The sequence below is a fragment of the Nostoc sp. JL34 genome, from assembly GCF_017114945.1.
Classification (GTDB): Bacteria; Cyanobacteriota; Cyanobacteriia; order Cyanobacteriales; family Nostocaceae; genus Nostoc.
Genome location: NZ_JABXKQ010000029.1, coordinates 16,195 through 37,391 on the forward strand (window position 1 = coordinate 16,195; position 21,197 = coordinate 37,391).

The 21,197-nt window shown below is 41.1% G+C and carries 15 protein-coding genes and 2 pseudogenes; 10 read left to right on the top strand and 7 right to left on the bottom strand.

The features are described from left to right. Window positions 1-48: 48 nt before the first annotated feature. Together HWQ44_RS04660 and HWQ44_RS04665 are read right to left on the bottom strand one after the other, a co-directional pair. Window positions 49-5,511 carry a type I polyketide synthase gene (locus HWQ44_RS04660; protein ID WP_292715508.1) on the bottom strand — a complete coding sequence of 1,821 codons (5,463 nt, stop codon included), beginning with the start codon at window positions 5,509-5,511 and terminating at the stop codon, window positions 49-51. 242 nt (window positions 5,512-5,753) lie between these two features. Next, window positions 5,754-6,014, bottom strand: a pseudogene (locus HWQ44_RS04665) (hypothetical protein). A gap of 1,324 nt (window positions 6,015-7,338) precedes the next feature. Between HWQ44_RS04665 and HWQ44_RS04670 the strand changes: the two are divergent. The 7 genes from HWQ44_RS04670 (at window position 7,339) to HWQ44_RS04700 (ending at window position 16,071) form a co-directional block, all read left to right on the top strand. Beyond that, a complete protein-coding gene (locus tag HWQ44_RS04670; protein WP_292715511.1) occupies window positions 7,339-8,547 on the top strand; it encodes an ABC exporter membrane fusion protein in 1,209 nt (402 codons plus the stop codon). Between the two features lie 67 nt (window positions 8,548-8,614). Further along, a complete protein-coding gene (gene devC / locus HWQ44_RS04675; RefSeq protein WP_292715513.1) occupies window positions 8,615-9,793 on the top strand; it encodes an ABC transporter permease DevC in 1,179 nt (392 codons plus the stop codon). A 206-nt stretch (window positions 9,794-9,999) separates the two neighbouring features. Then, window positions 10,000-11,004, top strand: a complete 1,005-nt coding sequence (locus HWQ44_RS04680; RefSeq protein ID WP_292715514.1) for an NAD(P)-dependent oxidoreductase — start codon at window positions 10,000-10,002, stop codon at window positions 11,002-11,004. 283 nt (window positions 11,005-11,287) lie between these two features. Further along, a complete protein-coding gene (locus HWQ44_RS04685) occupies window positions 11,288-12,307 on the top strand; it encodes a glycosyltransferase family 2 protein (protein WP_292715516.1) in 1,020 nt (339 codons plus the stop codon). A 42-nt stretch (window positions 12,308-12,349) separates the two neighbouring features. Beyond that, window positions 12,350-12,817 carry a DUF2141 domain-containing protein gene (locus HWQ44_RS04690; RefSeq protein ID WP_292715519.1) on the top strand — a complete coding sequence of 156 codons (468 nt, stop codon included), beginning with the start codon at window positions 12,350-12,352 and terminating at the stop codon, window positions 12,815-12,817. A gap of 158 nt (window positions 12,818-12,975) precedes the next feature. Beyond that, window positions 12,976-14,235 carry a glycosyltransferase family 2 protein gene (locus HWQ44_RS04695; RefSeq protein WP_292715537.1) on the top strand — a complete coding sequence of 420 codons (1,260 nt, stop codon included), beginning with the start codon at window positions 12,976-12,978 and terminating at the stop codon, window positions 14,233-14,235. A gap of 558 nt (window positions 14,236-14,793) precedes the next feature. After that, window positions 14,794-16,071, top strand: coding sequence for a glycosyltransferase (locus tag HWQ44_RS04700; RefSeq protein WP_292715521.1), 1,278 nt, complete (start codon window positions 14,794-14,796; stop codon window positions 16,069-16,071). A gap of 64 nt (window positions 16,072-16,135) precedes the next feature. Here the strand turns inward: HWQ44_RS04700 and HWQ44_RS04705 are convergent, their stop codons facing one another. The 4 genes from HWQ44_RS04705 to HWQ44_RS04720 form a co-directional block, all read right to left on the bottom strand. Further along, window positions 16,136-16,483 carry a hypothetical protein gene (locus tag HWQ44_RS04705; protein ID WP_292715523.1) on the bottom strand — a complete coding sequence of 116 codons (348 nt, stop codon included), beginning with the start codon at window positions 16,481-16,483 and terminating at the stop codon, window positions 16,136-16,138. A 143-nt stretch (window positions 16,484-16,626) separates the two neighbouring features. Next, window positions 16,627-17,274 carry a response regulator transcription factor gene (locus tag HWQ44_RS04710; protein ID WP_292715525.1) on the bottom strand — a complete coding sequence of 216 codons (648 nt, stop codon included), beginning with the start codon at window positions 17,272-17,274 and terminating at the stop codon, window positions 16,627-16,629. Between the two features lie 279 nt (window positions 17,275-17,553). After that, window positions 17,554-18,087, bottom strand: a complete 534-nt coding sequence (locus HWQ44_RS04715; RefSeq protein ID WP_292715527.1) for an ATP-binding protein — start codon at window positions 18,085-18,087, stop codon at window positions 17,554-17,556. Beyond that, window positions 18,088-18,930, bottom strand: a complete 843-nt coding sequence (locus HWQ44_RS04720) for a hypothetical protein (RefSeq protein WP_292715530.1) — start codon at window positions 18,928-18,930, stop codon at window positions 18,088-18,090. A 254-nt stretch (window positions 18,931-19,184) separates the two neighbouring features. Between HWQ44_RS04720 and HWQ44_RS04725 the strand changes: the two genes are divergently transcribed. Beyond that, the gene (locus HWQ44_RS04725) at window positions 19,185-19,622 is read left to right on the top strand and encodes a hypothetical protein (protein WP_292715532.1); all 438 of its coding nucleotides are present in this window, start codon (window positions 19,185-19,187) and stop codon (window positions 19,620-19,622) included. Window positions 19,623-19,854: 232 nt separating this feature from the next. Next, window positions 19,855-20,223: a hypothetical protein gene (locus HWQ44_RS04730; RefSeq protein ID WP_292715534.1), complete on the top strand. Its 369-nt coding sequence runs from the start codon at window positions 19,855-19,857 to the stop codon at window positions 20,221-20,223. Window positions 20,224-20,356: 133 nt separating this feature from the next. On the opposite strand, the pseudogene HWQ44_RS04735 reads toward HWQ44_RS04730, so the two are convergent. After that, window positions 20,357-20,719, bottom strand: a pseudogene (locus HWQ44_RS04735) (Rpn family recombination-promoting nuclease/putative transposase); the annotation flags it as partial. Window positions 20,720-20,877: 158 nt separating this feature from the next. Between HWQ44_RS04735 and HWQ44_RS04740 the strand changes: the two are divergent. Then, window positions 20,878-21,197, top strand: a 320-nt coding sequence (locus HWQ44_RS04740; RefSeq protein WP_292715536.1) for a hydrogenase maturation protease, incomplete at its 3' end; no start/stop codon positions are given.

Genomic DNA, 21,197 nt, shown 5'->3' on the forward strand with positions numbered 1-21,197 from the left:
TTGGGGGTTAGGTTTGAGAGAAAGTTGCACACGGCGTTAATCAACTTTTTAATCGGCGATAATGGTGACTCGTCCTTGTGAGCCGTAGCCAACTTCACTTATATAAAGGTTGGGGTCGTGAAGTTCGGCAATGATGTTTTGTACTGACTGTTTAGCATCAAGTCTGGGGCTTAAGTCGATCGCACGAGTAAATACTTTTGGCCATTCCCATCTGAGAGTTTTGGTTAATCCAAATAAACCAGCGCCGATCGCACCGAAGTTGACTTTATACTCTAAACCAAAGGCTCCATCGAGATGAGCAACTGTGCAGAAACAACTACGTCCATGCTTTGCAGCCTCGTTTAGAGAAGGTTTGAGGTGTTTCGCCATCAAAAATACGTGCTTGACGATCGCCTTTTCTGATTCGTTATAAGAAATACTCCCGGTGTGATTTCCTACAAACATCGGATGTAGGTGGATGAAGGCCCCAATCGCTCCGCAGTGAGATGCGATCGCTTGCAATTGTTGTTGAAGATGTTCTTCACTCAAGTTTGCTAAGGTGACGCGGGTTACTCCTGTGGGTAAGGGCGCTTGTTGAGCGATGAGCGATTGGGGGAAGCTGATAACTACTACTTTCCAGCCTCTCTCGATTAGGGATTCAGTTAATTTATAAGTGGTGAGGGAACCATCATCGGTGATTAAACCGATGTGTCCCTCTGGTAACGTGAAATCCAAGTAATCGGGCTGTGGTAAACTTCTGAGTTTGACGAGATGGCGCTGGATATTATGCTCTAGTTCATGTTCTAATTGGGGTGGCTGCTGTTGGACAAACTCAGGTTCAGACTTTTTTTTTTCACCTCCAGCCAACTGCTGTAGGTAATCAACTATTTGACCGATGGTGCGGAGGTCTCCGAGTTCTTCGATATTTGGTTTGGGTAAGTTGGGGTACGTTTCTTGCATCGCCCCTAAAATTTCTACCCGTTTAATCGAGTCAATCCCTAAGTCGGCTTCCATGTCCATATCCAGTTCCAGCATCTCGACTGGATAACCAGTTTTATCGCTGGTGATGGCTAACAGGGTTTCACCTAAGTTTGCAAATTCATCACTTGTAGCGGCTTCTGCTTCTGGGGTGAATGCGACAACTACGCTTACTTCTGGTGTAGTAAATACCTCAACTACTGGTGCAGCCTCTACTGGAATCTCGGTTGCTGGTTGTATTTCGTGAACTGCAATTTCTACCAAAACACTTTGGGAAGCGTGGGATTGCAGATACTCTACAACTTGACCGATGGTGCGTTTTTCTGACAGTTCTTCTAAATTGGGTTTGGGTAGGCTGGGGTACATTTCTTGTAGCGCCCCCAAGATTTCCACCCGTTTAATCGAGTCAATCCCTAAATCAGCCTCCATATCCATGTCCATTTCCAGCATTTCGACTGGGTAGCCGGTCTTGTCGCTGGTGATGGCTAACAGGTTTTTATCCAAGTCAACAATATCGATGGTTGCGCCAGATACAGGTGCAGCAGTTGTGGGTGCTGGTTCTGGGGTGAATGCAACAACTTCGTTGACTGGAGGTGAGCTAATTTTGACTACAACCTCGGCTTGGGGTTCTACAACTGGAGGAACCGGTGATGCCGTTACAGGCTCTACTGTCTCTGTTGAGAAAAGATTAGGGAGCAAAGAAGAGGAACTTTCATCCTTCTTAGCAGTGGGGGATACAGGAGTTTCAACTACTGGCTCTACCACCTGGGGAGCGGGCAGGAGAGGTGCTTGGGTAAGATTTAAGCCATTTTTAGCTACTGGCTCAGTTACAGGCAAAGACTGGCTTTCTACTATCTTGGTAGTAGCGGGTACGGGTGCATCAGTAACAGTTGTTTCTGTGGTGAACGGGATGAAATTGCTGAGTTTCTCTGTGAGTTGGGTTGCTCCCTCACCTGAGATGATTTGAGAATACTCTTGCTGTATTAGTTGGAAAAAGCTCTTAGTATATTCCAGTTGCTCTTGGAGATATTGCTCATGGATGCGTAGAGTTTCACCTTGTTGGGAATGAAACTGCATCATGCTACGCTCTAAGCTTTCCATGACAACTAGCTTCATTTTGGCAGTTTCGGCTGTTGATTTACTTTCACTCAACAAGGAATTCTGCTGCTGCATCAGTTGGAAAAACGCTTTGGCGTATTCCATTTGATGATTGAGATAAGTCCCGTGAACTTGTAAATTCTCGGCTTGATTTTCCTGGAACTGTGTCAGGAGATATTCTAAACTTGCTAAAAGTTGTTCGTAATTTGTGAGTTTTTCTGGTGTTGGTTGCATCTTAGATTCCTGGGCTGGTTGTGACAGGGTAACAGGATTCATCTGTTGCTCTGGCTGGGTGATGATATTAGCAGTCACACCGTTCATTGCTGAGGTAAGTTTTTTATGTCCGTTAGTCTCGATCGCAGCGAGAGTTGGAGTTACACCTGGGCTGCTAAATAAAGGAGCCGCTTCAGAATATTCGGGGGCGGGTAATGTGACTTTGTGCCCATCCTGCAAAGCTAGAGCGAAGGCATTTTTCGTTTTTTCGGATCTGTAGTTGATGCCGTTTAAACGCACATTTAATGTCTTCTTCGTCTCAATTGGGGGGATAGTTTGGGGAAGTTGGTAAGGATCGAGGTTATTCAAAGCCAAACCAATTACGCGCAACTGCACAACTGCTTCTCGCAAAGAGCGATCGCTATTCTTTTGAGTGCTGGGGTTTAAAGATACAGTCAGGTGTGGGCGATCGCCAAGGATATCTTTGACTAAGTTGGTGAGAATTCTCCTCGGCCCAAATTCCACAAAGCAAGTACCACCCGCTGCATAGATATTTTCAATTTCCTGTTTAAACAGCACTGAATTAGAAAGGTGCGTTTCCAGGATTTTTTGAATACCTTGGGGTTCTTTAGGATACTGCTTACTGGTGACGTTGCTGTAAACAGGGATTTTGGGACTTTGGAACTTGACTGACTTAGTAGCGATCGCAAATGATTTCTGAGCAAAGGCGATTAGCGGTGTATGGAACGCTGCTGATACAGGTAATAAGACAGCCGTATATCCTTTCTCGTGTAAAGCCTCTCTGACTCTGGCTATTTCTGCGGTAGGCCCAGCTAAGACAAATTGTGTGGGAGAATTTTGATTAGCGATCGCAACTTGGGGAAAATGTCTCAGCACTGCTTCCACTTTGCTGATGTCTTCTTTGACAGCCAACATACTACCCGCATCATGATCTGGATCTTCGGGTGCAGCCATTGCTTGACCCCTGGCTTTCACTAAGAACAAGTAATCTTCGGTACTCAAAACCCCCGCAGCCCATAGCGCTGTTAATTCCCCGAAGCTATGACCGGCAACAAAATCTGACTTAAACCCAGCTTGTTGCAGGATGCTGTACATCCCTGCACTCAATACCCCGATGGCTGGTTGAGCGTATTCTGTGCGTTGCAAGGCAGCAATTTGGACATTTTTTTCTGCTTCTCCAAACACAGGATGAGGAAAAACGATTTCTGACAACGGCTGCAAATTATCTTTGAGCAACAGGCTATCCATATAACCATGAAGACGCCGCATCAAAGGGAAATTCATTACCAGTTCGCGCCCCATCTCCAAGTATTGCGAACCTTGACCAGAAAATAGAGAGACAACTTTTCCGCCTAACTCCATACCAGAAGCGCGGTAATAAATTCCTTGGGGATGCTCCCAAGATGCTGCTGTTCCTTTGTGTTTCAGCCAGTCAATGCTAGTTTGCAGCAACTTGCAAGCTTCTTCGAGATTCTCAGCTACAAACCCAAATCTGGCAGCAGAGAGGGGAATATGTGGCGATTTGCACTCATTGACTAATTGTGCATAATGTGTTTTTGCTTCAGGCGATCGCAACTTACCTAAAATATCTTCCGACTTGCTCAACAATTGCTCTACTGTAGGAGCAAACAACAGCACTTCACTAGCATCACTGTGTAAGCGGTAAGCGTGGTTTTGGTCGGCTTCATATTCTTCCAAAACGACGTGATAATTGGTTCCGCCAAATCCAAAGGAACTCACACCAGCCCGTCTTGGTGCTTCCCCTTCTGCCCGAATCCAAGGTCTAGTTTCGGTATTTAGATAAAAGGCCGAATTTTTAATATTGAGTTTGGGGTTCGGCTCGGTGATGTTAATTGTGGGCGGTAATACTTTGTGATGTAAAGCCAAAGCAGTTTTAATCAAACTCGCCGCACCCGCAGCCGCTTTTGTGTGCCCAATTTGCGATTTCACACTACCCAAAGCGATGTGCTGTTTTTTGTGATCGTGTTCGCCAAAGAAGTCTCTTAAAGATCCGAATTCTGTCGGATCTCCAGCCATTGTCCCTGTACCATGTGCTTCCATCAAACCAACAGTAGCGGGAGAAAAGCCGGCATCTTCATAAGCACGTTCTAAGGCTTTGACTTGACCTTCTTTGCGCGGAGCATAAATACTCTTGTAACGCCCATCGCTGGAAGTACCAATACCTTTAATTACGGCATATATTTTATCGTTGTCCCGTTCAGCATCTTCTAACCGTTTGAGGACAATCATCCCAATACCTTCACCTAGCATCATCCCATCGGATTTAGCATCGAAAGGTTTGACATTTTCACTAGGAGAAACCGCCGGTGTTTTGCTGAACGATATGTAGGCCATGATCGTGTTATCGGTATCAACCCCACCAGTCAGCATCATGTCAGAACGATGCTCTACTAGTTCGCTAATTGCCATTTTTAAAGCCCCAAAGGAACTAGCGCAAGCAGCATCAACTACACAATTCATTCCGCCAAAATCTAGACGGTTGGCAATTCGTCCAGCGACTACGTTAGCTAACATTCCAGGGAAAGCGTTCTCATCCCACTTCACATAAGCGCTTTTAATTTTATCAACGATTTTTTTGGTATCTTCGTCAGATAAACCACTGCTTTTGAGAACTTTTTCCCAAATCGGATATTCCAACCTGGCAGAAAGTGGCATTCCTAATTGCTTGGCCATAGCCACGCCTAAGATTACGCCAACAGTCTCGCGGCTAAACTCACGTTTTTCGCCATAACCTGCATCTTCCATCGCCTCTTTGGCAACTACTAAACTTAATAGTTGCGAGACATCTGTGACTTCCAAAATGCTAGGTGGTATACCGAATTCCATCGGGTTAAAATCAACCTCTGGAAGAAATCCACCTCTTTTACAGTAGGTTTTATCTTCAGTAGTTCTGGGATTTGGATCGTAATAATCTTCGACGCTCCAGTGAGTGGAAGGAACATCAGTAATACAGTCAATTTTGTTGACGATATTTTGCCAGTATTCCCGCAAATTTCTGGCTTTAGGCAATAGAGAAGCCATCCCAACAATGGCTATAGGATTGTGTTGTAATTGTCTGTTAATTTTATTGGTTGACACTGTTTTATCTGACTTATCTGACTTCATTCTTTTTTCCTCTATAGACCTCATAACAGCCTGTTCACAATTATTGACAAGGCTCTCTAACTCCGCTAAGGCAGTATCAATTGAATAAGCAGACATAGGGCATAGTTAGTACTGTGGATTGTGTAGCTACAGTAATTTCTGTTGCCTACTAAATAATGAAAATCTCTCGTCTTGTAAGCAGCTAGCTATCCTATCTGCACTAAATGCTTTTCTCCAAATCGACACCACACGACACATACTGCCCTCATAAAGCCTTAGATTTATAGGCGATTTTGGCACACTGCGTAGGCGTAGCCCGTCGTAGACATCGCGAAAAAATGTTATACAACGCTAGACTCTTAATATTGTGGCAATAGGTCGATGACGTTGTTAAAACTGGTAAAATAGTCTTGGAGTGTAATAGCTGCTTGACCAGTGAATTCAATCCATTTGTAATAGTAGAGATTTTGAGCAATGGTATCCTACTGGAGCGATGAAAACTGAGGAGTAGCTAAGGGAACAGAAACTCTTTTTTCACCCGAAACTATTTGATTATCTAGCCTAACCACAACAACATAGCTGGTGTTAATGACAACGTTCTGTATCTTGATCAATGTCATAGCTAGTTTCAACGTCCGGGATAATATATTTTATGGTATTCTACCCAGTAAAGTTGACAAGTTCGTTACAGAAAAGACACCGCCTTTAATCCGAGTTTATGCAAGTTGTAAAAGTAATTAAACGATCACAAGCTGATGACAAAGCAGTTATCTTTAGTTATTTTTAATTTCCAAATCTCAATTAAATAACTAGTTTGTATAACCACTTTAAAGCATTGAATTAATAAAAACACTAGCATACTTTACAGAAACTAAATCATTCCTTTAAAGTTATTTTATAAATAACCTTATCCTCTTACTGATGGGAATTTTGAATAAAATTCAGTCCAAGAGTATAATTTATAACTATATAAAGGTGTGAAAAAATAGTTATGTCTAATCCGTAGACATAACTATTCTCTTGATTAAATTAACAGTAAAAATCTGTTGTCTAGTAAGTAACAATTTAATGAATACATAGAAAAATTGAATAACCATAAGTACTTTTCTCAGATAAACATCATAATTGAGTCAAAGTTTTCAGTTATTTTTCAATATAAGTCAAGCTAAGAACTAAAGCGGTTATTTATAAAGCAAATGTTAATTTTTAGTATGTTGCTTGATAAACATAACATGGGTTAAATAGGTTTTTAGTAAAAAGTGAACCGAAGCAAAGATCAGATTTTATATCTACCAACTAACCCACTATGCAATCAATTGCAGCACTAATACCTTAACTAGGGGCGATTCATGAATTGCCCCTAGTTGTATACTATAAGAATGTCTTATAGTATACAACCTTGCTAATAATAATCTGTTAGTAATATCAAATCTGCTTAATAACTAACTATTTGTTGGTATTCAATTGCTAGATAAAGGATTAGTGATGAGTAAATTTTTTAGTCTCTAATCTTACTAGAATGAAATCTTTTAGTGATAGAATCAGGACTTATGCAAATTAAATTATTTGACAAAAATCAATTTTTCCGCCATACTTAATAACAAGTTTATCCCAGTTTTGAGTTCATTTTTATTAGCGCTTCGTTGTTCTTGAAAGTTAATTTTTCTGGTTAGCGCTATTGTATTTTACGCTACTGGATTAGATATCAAATTAGGATATAACTTAGGAAGCTTTGAAGTAACACGCCATTCATTTTCACGCCACGATAATAAGTTTGGGCGGTAAAAGCGTACAAAATTCATATAAAACCAATTTAGATCCATCCACTTGATTAAAGCAAAAAACCTAGAGGAAAAGCCCTTTTGGTAATTTGCGGATGAGTCTATTGTAATCGACTAAATATAACCAGGCTATCTCCTAAAAAAGCAGAATTGGAATGAAAATATGGCAGTAAATAAAGAAAGCCGATTATTCAGAAAACCCGTAGGCCGATCGCAATTAATTTTAGCAGCCTCTCTCACCTTAGCGGCTGGATTAATCGCTTTCTATAGTTTGGTACCCTATTGGTCTAAACCTAAAGTTGTGACAGCGCCAGCAAATCCTCCAAAAGCTGCTACGCCTGCGAAAGTTGCTGTGACAGCTTTGGGACGTTTGGAGCCAGAAGGCGAAGTTACCACTTTGACTGCTCCTACTTCTAATAATGGGGTGCGAGTAGACAGACTGTTGGTGAAAGAAGGAGATGCGGTTAAAGCAGGGCAATTATTGGCCTATCTCGAAAATTATGGTCGTTCTAGAACTGCATTACAACAGGCTTTAGACCAACTGCAAGTTGCCAAAGCTAAATTAGCGCAGGTGAAATCTGGAGGTAAAACGGGAGATGTTGATGCTCAAAAGGCTGTAATTGCCCGGTTAGAGCCACAATATAAAGGAGACGTTGCCACACAACAGGCGACAATCGACCGCATCCAGGCGGAAGTAGACAACGCTCAAGCCGAAAACGATCGCTATCAGCAATTATACAAACAAGGTGCGATCGCAGCTTCTGTAGCAGATACCAAAGCTTTGCAACTAAAGACTACACAACAGCAACTAACAGAAGCTCAAGCCACTCTCAAGCGAACTCAAGACACATTCCAAGCACAACGCAAGCAAGCACAAGCCCAACTCACTAGTATTAGTGAAGTGCGTAGTGTAGATGTTCAGGTGGCACAAACCGAAGTCAACAGTGCAACAACTTCTGTTCAACAAGCAAAAGCCGACTTGGACTTAAGTTATATCAAATCTCCCATAAATGGCAAAATTTTGAAAATTCACGCCAAAACCGGAGAAGTTATCAGCACCAACAGAGGATTTGCTGAAATAGGTAAGACATCTCAAATGTATGTGATTGCAGAGGTGTATCAAACCGATGTTCAAAAAGTGCGTGTAGGACAAAAAGCCACCATTACCAGTACTGCATTTATTGGAACATTAAAAGGAACTGTGAAAGAGATTGGTTGGCAAGTTGACAAGCAAAGCATCTTCAGCCTCAATCCTGGTTCAGATACAGACCGCAGAATAGTTGAAGTGAAAATCTCCATCGATAATCCCGCAGATAGCGAAAAGGTCGCTCGTTTAACTAACTTACAAGTGGATGTCGCCATTCATATTTAGTCATAGGGCATAGGTCATTCACAAATGACAAATGACAAATAACAAATGACAAATAATAAATAAATCCATGATTTTCAAAATTCCTTTAGCATGGCTACAGCTAGCCCAGCAAAAAGTTCGTTTACTAGTAGCTGTAGCCGGGATTGGTTTTATTGTGCTGCTCATGTTTGTGCAACTTGGTTTTCAAGATGCTCTCTATTCCAGTGCAACCGCAGTGCATCAGAATCTCAAGGGAGATTTATTTTTAGTTAGTTCGCAATATAAATCTTTGACATCAAATCAAAGCTTTTCGCGGACTCGTTTATACCAATCACTGGGGTTTGATGGCGTAGAGTCAGTTAGCCCCATGTATTTGCAATTTGCCAAACTTAAAAATCCGGCAACTGGTGAAAAATATTCAATATATGTTATTGGTTTTGATCCAGGTAGACCTGTGATGAACCTCCCAGAAGTTGAGAAAAATTTAGATAAACTAAAAATTCCCGATGTCATGCTTTTTGATCGGGGTTCTCGCCCAGAGTTTGGCCCAATAGCTGAAAAATTTAATGCGGGAGACACTGCACAAACAATTGAAATATTTCCCTTCAATTCATTAATTGGTTATAGAGTCAGAATTGGTGGCTTATTCACCTTAGGGCCTTCCTTTGGGGTAGACGGCAATTTACTTGTCAGTGACTCAACTTTCTTGAGGATAAATCCCAATACTCGTCCGGCAGATATGATAGATATCGGTTTGATTTCCCTCAAACCTGGTGCTAATGCAGAAACAGTACTAAAAAATTTACAAGCAAGTTTGCCTAATGATGTCCAAGTTTTTACACGTCAAGGCTTCATTGATTTTGAAAAAAAATATTGGGCAGTCAGAACACCCATTGGTTTTATACTTAACTTGATGTTGACAATGGCTGCGGTTGTTGGTGTGGTGATTGTTTATCAAATTCTTTACAGCAATATTGCTACGCAATTCGTTGCTTACGCCACTTTAAAAGCCATCGGATATGCCAATATATATTTGTTAAATGTGGTATTTCAGCAAGCTTTAATTTTGGCAATCTTAGCTTATATTCCCGGATTTATTACTTCTGTATTATTGTATAGTTTTGCAGCAGAAGCAACTAAATTACCAATAATTATGACCACTAATAATGCACTGCTTGTCTTAACTTCAACAGTATTAATGTGTATAACATCAGGCGCACTTGCTATCAACAAACTTCGCTCCGCAGATCCGGGAGATATTTTTTAGGTGATTATTAGCAGCAAAATAATCAAATTATTTTGCCCTGAACTAGGCTCATAACTATGCATTAGTAAGCCCATCCACAAAAAAATCCTCTTTATACACTTTTAGATTTTAGATGATAAGTCTTTATAACAATTCCAATTTTGTATAGCTTTAAAGTCTTTTATCTAAAAACTCAAATTCACTTATTTAACAATAATCCCAACTTTATGAACCTCCAAAACAAAACCCTCCTAATTACCGGAATTGATGAACTTGTCGGTTTACGTGCAGCCGAATTAGCAATAGCACAGGGAATGAAGGTTCGTGGACTACAAAGTTCAAAAGAAAAGAACAAACAATTACAGAATTTAGGTGTTGAAGTAATTATTGGTAGTACTACTGATTCTACTATTGCTCAAAAGGCTTGCCAGGGAGTAGATATCGTTTTACATACAGAGCAAATTGCCGAAGAAGCTGGCGCAATTAAGCATTTTCGTGATGTCAATGTTGGCGGTACTGTCAACATAGCTAAAGCTGCTAAACAGGCTGGTGTCAAAGCATTTGTGCATCTATCTAGTGTGATGGTTTACGGTTTCAACTATCCTAATGGTGTTACAGAATCCGGGCCACTCTCTGGTGAAAATAATCCTTATTGTCAAACGAAAATAGAAGCTGAAACAGCACTCTTAGAACTGAATAATCCCCCAGATTTTGGCATCATCATTATTCGAGCCGGAGATGTTTACGGCCCAGGAAGTATTCCCTGGATAGTCAGACCAATTCTGATGATGCGCCAAAAGTTATTTGCCTGTGCCAACGATGGTAAAGGAGTAATCAATCATGTATATATAGATAACTTGATTGATGGCATCTTTCTGGCGATAGAAAAAGAAACCTCCGGTGAAATCTTTAATATCACTGACGGACAAGAAACTTCGTGGAAAGAGTATTTTATGCGTTTAGCAGCAATGGAAGGTTTACAAGCACCCCTTTCATTATCAAAAGATGAAATCAAGTTGTTTCTAAAGCTACGTGTTCAAGGACAAAAACTTTTTCGGCAAAAAGTTGATATCTTGCCAGAGTCTATAGATTTTATGACTCGTCCCTACGCTTGTTCGATTCTCAAAGCCCAAAATCTGTTAAATTATAAACCAAGAGTTGACCTAGAATCAGGAATGCAGCAAACACATGAATGGCTGCAAAAAACAGATATTCAAAGCTTGATAAAATAGTCGTTTGGGATTGGGAAGTTATAAGAATTAGAATAGTCGGTTGAGTTTCGCTATCTTTCAACCCAACAAAACCTTCATAATGTTGGGTTACCCTTTTCCTTCTCCTAATAGAGACGCTAGGCATAGCTTGCTTCCACGAAGTGGTACGGGAAGCAAGCTAAGTTCTCAACCCAACTTACTAAATTCTGACTTCTTAATTCTGAACTCTTACGTTGCATCTGCCTAACAATTAACTGCCATTAATCATAAAATAATCCACAGATTTTCCGAATACTTGTTTTCTATGAGTAGTCATCAGCCACGATTGAGCATCGGATTACCTGTATACAATGGTGAAAAATTTATCAAAGAAGCCATAGATTCACTCTTGGCTCAGACCTTTGAAGATTTTGAGCTAATTATTTCAGATAATGCATCCACAGATAAAACTGAAGAAATCTGTCGAGCTTATGCCGAACAAGACCAACGTATCTGTTACTACCGCAATGACAAGAATATCGGTTGTGCTGGTAACTTTAATCGCGTCTTTAAATTGTCTTCGGGTGAGTACTTTAAATGGGCAGCCTATGATGATCTACATTCTCCAGATTTTATCAAGAAGTGTGTTCAGGTACTTGACCAAGATCCTAGTATAATCTTGTGTCACTCCCAGACATATTTCATTGATGAACAGGGGAATTTTCTCCAAAATTACGATATCAAACTCAAGGCAGATGCACTCAAAAGACACGAGCGTTTTCACGAATTGCTGACCAAGCATTTATGTTATCCATGTTATGGGGTAATTCGTGCCAGTGCTTTGAGAATGATACCACCTATGGGTGGTTACGGTAATGCAGATGGAATTCTCTTATTAAGACTTGGTATTCTCGGTAGGTTTTATGAAATCCCTGAATACCTGTTTTTTGCCAGAAGTCATCCGCAACAATCAATGAGTATGTTTTTTCCCAATTATTTGTTGTTAACAAACAACAATCAAAAACCCTCATTGAGTATGCTACCTGATTTTTATGGGTATGCAGTGTGGTTTGATTCAGCAAAGAAAGGACAAATTTTATTGCCACATTGGAGAATAATCTGGGAGTATGTACTCTCTATATGGCGTAGTCCCCTGAGTTTGTATGAACGGCTGTGTTGTCATCGGAGTCTACAACAGCAGTTAAAAGGGACAGAACATCTTTTGCTGAAAGATTTGCTAAGAGTGCTGCAAGTACTTTGGAAAAGTTGGCAACCAGCACCAATTAAAAAACAGCAAGCCACACTTAGAACAAATCGCTTTAGGAAAAAAAGCTGGCATTCGTAGCTTTCTATCAGCCCCAAAATCACTTATTTTGACTACAAAATTATGCTGAAACTATCTCAACTATCTTATGTTTTGCTTGCTACCTTAGTGAGCATCAGCTTTGCGAAAACAGTGAATGCAGAGCCAACTGCAACACTAAGTGTTGTGGTGAATGGAATACATCACCAAAAAGGTGAGATTTGCTTCCGAGTTTACGCAAGTGAAAAAGGATTTCCGATGAGTGATTCTAGCGGATCTCAAAGTGGCTGCGCTAAGATTACAGGCAATTCTGTGAAAAAAGAATTCTCCGGTTTGAAGCCTGGAACTTATGCTGTCGCCGTAGTTGACGATCAAAATGGCGATCACAAACTCAACAAAGACTTTTTCGGTATTCCCAAAGAAGGTTTTGGGATTTCTAAAAATCCAACTGTGTCTATACAAACAGGTGCGCCAAAGTTTCGTGACGCTAGTTTTGTTGTAAATAAAAATACAACAGTCAACATCATCATGAAATATTCGCTTGATTCGTAAAGGGAATGGGGAGTGGGGAAGAAGCAGGGGAGCAGGGGGTAGGGGGCAGGGGGAGAATAAAAATTACCTCTTTCCCCTCTGCTCCCCGCTCCCTGCCCCTTGTCCTCTTTCCAATGCCCAATGCCCAATCCCTTATCCTGTCGGAGACTAAAAATTTAATGGAAGATTTGGCAATATTTCTGTCTAAGTCTTTGATGGGTTGGCTGGTTATTCAGGTGTGTTTTACGCTTGTCTTTATATGGTATCTGCGGTCATCCAAAAAGAACTTATTACCAGATGACCAGTTACCCAAAACAGCAGTGATTCTTTGCTTACGCGGAGCTGATCCGTTTTTGCCTAGATGTTTGCGATCGCTCCTAAATCAAAACTATCCACAGTATGATTTAAAATTGATCGTTGATAGTCACGAAGATCCCGCTTGGAAAATTGCTAGTGAAACCATCACAGAGCAAGAAGCAACCAACGTTCAAATCAGCCCTTTGAGAATAGTACGCAACAATTGTAGTCTCAAATGCAGTTCTCTAGTCCAAGCTATCCGTGAGTTGGACGATTCTTACAAGGTGGTTGCCCTAGTAGATGCTGATACTATTGTCCATGTAAATTGGCTGCGAGAATTAGTCAGTCCTTTAGGCGATGCCAATGTAGGGGCAACAACAGGTAATCGTTGGTACGTACCTACAGGTCGGTATTGGGGATCTTTAGTGCGATACATCGGCAATGTTTCCACAGTAGTGCAAATGTTTATCTTCCAGATTCCTTGGGGTGGAACTTTGGCTGTGAAAACAGAAGTACTTCGCCAAACAGAACTGCTAGATAAGTGGGGACAAGCTTTAAGCGAAGATTTTATGATGCACGACATCCTGAAAAAACAGGGGTTGCAGGTAAAGTTTGTGCCTTCGTTACTAATAGTCAATCGTGAAGAGACTGATTTATTCAACTTAATAGAATATCTCAAGCGCCTCATCCTTTGTTCTCGACTCTATCACCCACGTTGGTTAGCTCTAGTTAGTGAAGCTGTTTCTAGCATTTTGTTTCCTACTGCACTGATCATTTTAGTTCTAGAGTCGTTGTTAGAGGCAAAATGGGAAGCTGCGGTTCTCTTTTTAGTCTGCTATGGAGTCTATACTATCGGATTACTCTTGATAATGCTCGTGTTGGAATTAGAGATACAGCGAATGGTTCGCTCTAATGACCAGGCGATCGCAAAATTATCAGCTGCTACAATCATCAAAATGTTGATTGGGATTCCCTTGACACAGTGGGTTTATGGGTTAGCGATGCTATCATCCCTGTGGACATCAACAGTCGCCTGGCGCGGTGTCAGCTATCGGGTTCAAGGGCCCTGGAATGTCCGCTTAGTGGAATATCGCCCTTATCAATGGTTGGATCAGCCTATTAATAGCAAGGTTTCTCTTTGAATTAAATCACTAAATATGAACTAGGGCATGAAAGTTATTACACTAAACATTCCCTAGTCTTCAACTTATATTATCTTATATTTAGTAGAACTATATTAGCTATAACCCTTGTCCAAATACACGCTTTTAATTGTTGATCACCAAAATCTATTTGCATTAACGACAAGGGTTTAGACAAATATATTAAGGGGAATTTTCACTTAGTATTTTGGATGTTTTGATAGTTTCAATCCCAGTTTATATAACGGTTTGCTGTTGAGTCTAATACAGACCTAACCCCCAACTCTAATCCTTGTAACGTTGGGGAGTAAGCCTCAAAGCCTCTCTCATACAAAAAGAGAGGAATGGAATCGAGATCAGAGTCTATTGCACACAAACGAGAAGCGTTATAAACATCCACTTCAAAATCGACAATTTCACCTATTTGACAATGCATAAATCCTTAGTCTAACTCTATCGGTGGGGATTTATGAGCTAAACAATCAAGATGTCTATGAAATATTTGCTGCGTAAATCCTCAGTTCAAAACCAGCAATTTTGTGAAATATTCCCTTTTTTATGACTAAACAAAAACTTCGCATTGCACTCTTTACAGGATTGTACGCTCCTTTCTTGACTGGTGTTTCCGTTGCAGTTCACCAACGAGTTCGTTGGTTGCTAGAACAGGGACATGAGGTTTTTCTAATTCATCCACAAATCAACGATCGCTACCCCAAAAATGTCGGCGATCGCCCCATGCAAGGTTTAGAGGAAATTCAGTCTTTCCCCAACTTTTCTGCTTACGCATTCCCCACAGAACCACTGGTATTTTACAAGTCTCTTCCTCAACCGTTGAACCATCGACATTGGAGTGATACCAAGTTGTTGGAAAAATTCAAGCCTGACATTATCGTGGTTGAAGAAGCAGCGCAAATGAGAGGTTTATACTCATTTTTCTTGCAAGGTTATGGTCGCCCAATTGGCACTCAATACGCAAAACGAACAGGCACGCCAATAATATCACTCTTCCATACAGATATTGTTGCGTATATCAAATATTATTTTGGAGATCGGTTCTTCAATTTGGTTCGTCCGATCGTTCCCGTTTTAGTTAAGCAATTTAGTGAGTCTTATGACTTCAATTATTTCTCTTCTAAAGAACAACTCACTAAATACGAAGAACTGAAATGTCAACGGGCTGAATACGTCGCTTATCAAGGTATCGATTGCGAAAAATTTCACCCACGAAACATTTGTTATGACCCCATTCCTAATGACAACCGGCCGACTCTTTTGTTTGTCGGACGAATTACCCCGGAAAAGAATGTCAATCAACTGCTTGATATATTTCCAGTTATAGCTGCCAAAATCCCTGATGTGCATCTGGTGATTGTTGGTAGTGGGCCGCTAGATGAAGAGATCCGTCAGCGGGCTAAAAAGTTTGGATCGGGTATTACTGTATGGGGCGAGTCTCACGGTACGGAACTTTTAGGTTGGTTTGCTAGAGCGGATGTTTTTGTCAACCCCTCCGTCACCGAGAACTTCTGCACGACAAATAACGAGGCGTTAGCATCTGGAACCCCTCTGGTTGCTGTTGTTGCACCTTCAACTTCAGAACAGGTATCTCCTGGTCATAACGGCTTTCTTGCTCAACCTAACAACCCTACAGACTTCGCCCAAAAGGTAATTGCGATTCTGGAAAATCCCGATTTGAAAGCAGATATGACTAGACAGGCTCGCCCCTCTATACTTGACTTTGATTGGTCAGCATGTATGCAAAAATTTGAACACAAACTTTACCAGATTGTTGAAGGATCGCAGAAGGTGGAGGTCGGTACAGGTAGTATAAGACCATAACGAGAACAAACACGATCGCTAGTATTTACAGTACTGGCGATCGCTAACACTGCAACTTTTTGTATCAACGAGTCTTAGGATTAGCAAAAGCTGTGAATTGATAAAACTTTGAATTTTTCCCTTCCCTACCAGGCTGCAACTTAAATGCATTGACTTGCAACTGAGTTGCATTGACCTGCAACTTAGATGTATTAACCTGCAACTGAGTTGCATTGACCTGCAACTTAGATGTATTAACCTGCAACTGAGTTGCATTGACCTGCAACTTAGATGTATTAACCTGCAACTGAGTTGCATTGACCTGCAACTTAGATGTATTAACCTGCAACTGAGTTGCATTGACCTGCAACTTAGATGTATTAACCTGCAACTGAGTTGCATTGACCTGCAACTTAGATGCATTGACCTGCAAAAATTAAACACCTTACTAGCCTGACAAAAGTAGTAGCATTGGCGTAGCCCACCGTAGGTATCGCTTGCTGGCTGAACTGAAATTAATTATCTTAAAACTTTGTAGTATAAATTATATAGAAATAACTTTGTGTCTTACTCATGCTAAACACATCCGACTCTCACTGCGGTAGTTGCAGCCTCAGTGCGGTTCGTTACCCCTAACTTATTTAATACCTGACTGACATGATGCCTAATGGTAGAAGGACTCAATTTCATCCGTTGAGCGATCGCTTCATTACTTAATCCTAAAGCCAGCAGTGCTAAAACCTCTTGCTGTCGCTTACTCAGTTCATAGACAGCTTGGGATGATGGTTTGCTTGGTTGCAGCAACACCTGAATCACCTCTGCCGCCAACATACACCGACCGATCGCAGCGGCTCGTATGGCATCCGCCAACTCATCAATCGAGATACCCTTGAGCAAGTAGCCAATAGCTCCGGCTTGCATTGCTTGCTGTACCAAGTCATTCGCTAGAAAACTCGTCAAAATTAAAACTTGAATTTCTGGGTATTTTTTGCGGATAGCTCTTGTTGCTTCTGCTCCATTCATCCCCTCCATCATCAAATCCATCAGTACCACGTCTGGCTGCAACTGTTCGCACAAATCTACTGCCTCATCTCCATTACACGCTTCACCCACTAATTCCATGTCATCAAACGCCAGCAAGACAAATTTAATACCTCCCCGCAGGATTTCATGATCGTCAACAGTAATCACCCGAATTGGTTTCAATGATTTATCTTTTTCCATATATAAATCCGAGTATTAAAACTATTGTTTATACATTTACATTGATTGCCCTGTTTTCTATATTTATCCGTGAGATTCTTAATCTTTAATTTTTCATTTACTGCCAGTAAATCACAGAAAAATCCCACAACATGATATCAAAATCTGTCTTTTCTAAATAAGTTGATGGAAATAAACATAACTATGTTAAAAAGCAAATACGCTTAAAACCCTTACCAATGACAAATGACAAATGACAATCCTAATAGTTAATTTTATTTGTACCCAATACCCAATTCCCTACTCCCCACTCCCTATTTTCAAAACAGCGATTGACCAACTCAGGACAATCTCAGTCCCCTCCCCTGGATAGCTTGACAAATGGAAAGTAGCACCAATTGACTCAGCCCGTTCTTTCATAATTGCTATCCCCAAATGACCAGATGGTATTTTGTTGTAGTCAAAACCACAGCCATTATCGCTAATCCGCAAGATCGTCTTTTGTGAATCGCCGTGGAGGCTGACTGATACAAGCGTTGCTTGGGCATATTTAATAATATTATTCAGTGCCTCTTGAGTAATCCGGTAGAAGACAAGTTTCACCTCATTAGACAAAAAGCGATGATCGCCTTCCATCGTCGTTATTACCTGTAAACTTGCCCGTCCTTGAATTCCCTTCGTTAACTGCTGTAGCAATTCAGCCAATGGTTTATCTGCCAAACCATTAGGACGTAACTCAATCAATAGATTCCGCATTTCTGCTAACGCCCCTTGTGTCATTTGGGCTAGTTCCTCTAATCCCTGTTGGGCTACCTCTGGGTTGCGTTTCCACACCTAGGCAAAGCTTCGGCAATTGTGGCCACAGTAAACAATGTCTGCGATACTGAATCGTGATAAGTCACGCGCAAGGCGATTTCGCTCCACCTCCACAGCAATCTTGCGTAGCCGTTGGCTTTCCATCAATTGTTCGCGTAGCTTCACCGCTTGCATCAAGTCTTTGACCAGGTTTAGGCTCATAATTACCACAAAGACCAAAAATCCATATTCAGCAATGTATATGGATTTGATCGTCCCCAAATCCACTAGGCGATCGTGTTGAACAGTTCCGACAAAAATCGCCAAGCTCAGACCTAGAGTCAGGCCAGCTTTCTTTTCACCACGCTGATATTGACGGTAACAGGCGTAAAAAGCGAAAACTACATTACTGATTAAAGCTAAGAATTGAAACCCTAATAGAGGATTGAGTGTACCTTCTGGCTGGGTAATCGGTTCACCCCAAGGCAAAGTAATACTTGATAGTCTGCTGATATGGGAATAGAGAATCCCAGTGGGTGAAATTTGGTTAATTAACAGACAGATGAGGTAGAGGCTATTCAGTACCAAAAGTAAGCGTACAGGCTTAAGTTTAGTATATAAAGCCACAAACCAGATAGTAATAATCCCGTCAATATATCCCAAAGCAGATAGCAATTTTCTGGCATTTATATAATCATCTACATTCATGGTTTTATATTTGGCTATAAGAGCCAAGATATAACTAAAAATTACCAAGCAGGTTAATCCAAAAGATAAGTGCAGCGAGGGTTTTAATCGCCCAGAGGCAATTAGCAAGTGTAATAGACCAACATAAAGGCAAATACCAGCAAATATATTTAAAATAGTTGGAACAAGAGTCATTACTTGTTTGATGAAAAATTTATATCTAGCAACAAATAAGTAATATCACCTGAATAGAGACTTTTTACTTTCTCCACACACATTCTCTATTCATAAGTAATAGTTATATAGGACATTGATCCTAGTCAAAAATAGGACATCCATCCGATGCATTGATCAAGGCGATCGCTGTACAATCCATTACACCAATGATTTAAGCAAAACTTTGGCGATCGCCTCGCCTCTGCGGTCAAAACCCGCAGGTACAAAAGTTTATGCGCCAATATGGCGGTACTGGCAACGATCAACTTTATGGCGGTAATGGTCAAGACACACTCTATGGTGATGCTGATAACGACCGTCTTGAAGATGATAACGGTGATGACAAACTTTATGGCGGTGACGGTAACGACAGTCTGATTGGAGGTAACGGTCAAGATTTACTTGTCGGCGGTGCGGGTAACGATTTCCTCGACGGTGACAAGGGTGATGATAACTTGACTGGCGGGACTGGTAGCGACATCTTTGTGTTGGAGAAAGCCGCAGGTCGGGAAACAATTACCGATTTTACTTTAGGTCAGGGCGATAAAATCGGCTTGTCTGGCTTGAGTTTCAATCAGTTGTCCTTCTCTGGCAATCAGATTAGCTTAGGCAATCAAACTCTAGCGGTGCTGAGTCGGTTTAATACAAGTCGTATCGACCTGCACCTTTGATGTATCGGCTTGCAACTTTAGTGCATCAACTCGCAACTTTGATGCATTGGCTTACAACTTTGATGTATCGGCTTGCAACTTTGATGCATCGCCCTGCACCTTTGTTGTCTCTAAGTTGCAAAAATGAGCTTACCCTTTCTTTAACCTTGTTTTATCTAAAAACTTCACCTTACTGATAGCTTTAAGGTTGCAATGGGTACATTAAATATGTACCTTATAACAGTATGCTGATATGCCTACCCAAGATACAACACGCCGTTTGCGCCCTCAATTAATTAGTGAAGATGTTAATTCATGGCACGGCTTACAAACGATCGCCAGTTATCAAACAACCCGTGCTGATGCCTCTGCTACCAACTTACAGCAAGCTTATCAAGCTATGTTGAGTTTTCAACAAGCCAAAACCGAAAAACTAGCTTTATACCGGGCTGCTGCTGATGCTGCGCGATTAGCAGAATGGGAATTTCACAATGCGGTATTAGGGATGAAAGAAGTTGTGCGCGGACAATATGGATTAGATAGCGATCAAGCCCAAGCAGTTGGACTAAAGAAAAAATCAGAGTACAAGCGTCCCAGCCGCAAAAAGTTAGTCGCATCATGAGTTAGGAAAAATTAACACATTCGACATGGGCGATCGCTCTACATATTTATATACATAACCAAGACAGCTTGATGCTTCGAGTTTGACCAAGGTTTTCTGTCCAATAGTGCGTAGGCATAGCCCGTCCTAGACATTGCATTAAAATGAACTCATGGCGAGTACCAGCAATGGTAAAAGTATTTTGTTGCACAAGTTCTGAGCTTGTTTCTTTAAGATAGATCACCACTTGACGCATCTGCTTTTGGGGAAAGCGACGATACACTCGCAAGCGATAGTCAATCATGCGAAATGGAATATTAGCATCGGGTTGAGTCTGAAACTCTAGGTGAAGCACTACTTCTGCCGATTCTAATAAAATTAGTGCATCGGCTCGAATAGCTTCTAACGAGAGTTCAGAAGGACTTAACTCAGTCAGGGAAATGGGTTCTCCTAGCAGCCAGGTGGCAAAATCGGTGAAAAAGTTTTCGGCGAGGAATTTGCAGATGTTATCAAACATCCAAAAACGCTAGCACTCCAAAACTTCAAACTGAGTCATAGTCACAAAAAAACCATCTTTAATGACACAAAAATTGAAATTTTGAAAGAGCGATCGCCTAATTCAAAATCTGTGCTTAATCCAGCACAAAACCTGGTAATACATCTAAATATGATCTGATGCTAACTATTATTGGTTGTGGAAATCTCAATCGCAGTGACGACGCAGTAGGCGTAATCATCGCCCAACGCTTACAGAAATATCTAGCTGAAAACCCTCATCCTCATGTGCGAGTTTATGACTGTGGCACCGCAGGTATGGAAGTAATGTTTCAGGCAAGAGGTAGTCAACAATTAGTTATTATTGATGCAAGTTCAACAGGTTCTGAAGCGGGTGCTGTGTTTAAAGTTCCAGGAAAAGAACTGGAAGCAATGCCCGAACCTAGTTATAACTTGCACGATTTTCGTTGGGATAATGCTTTAGCCGCCGGACGGAAAAT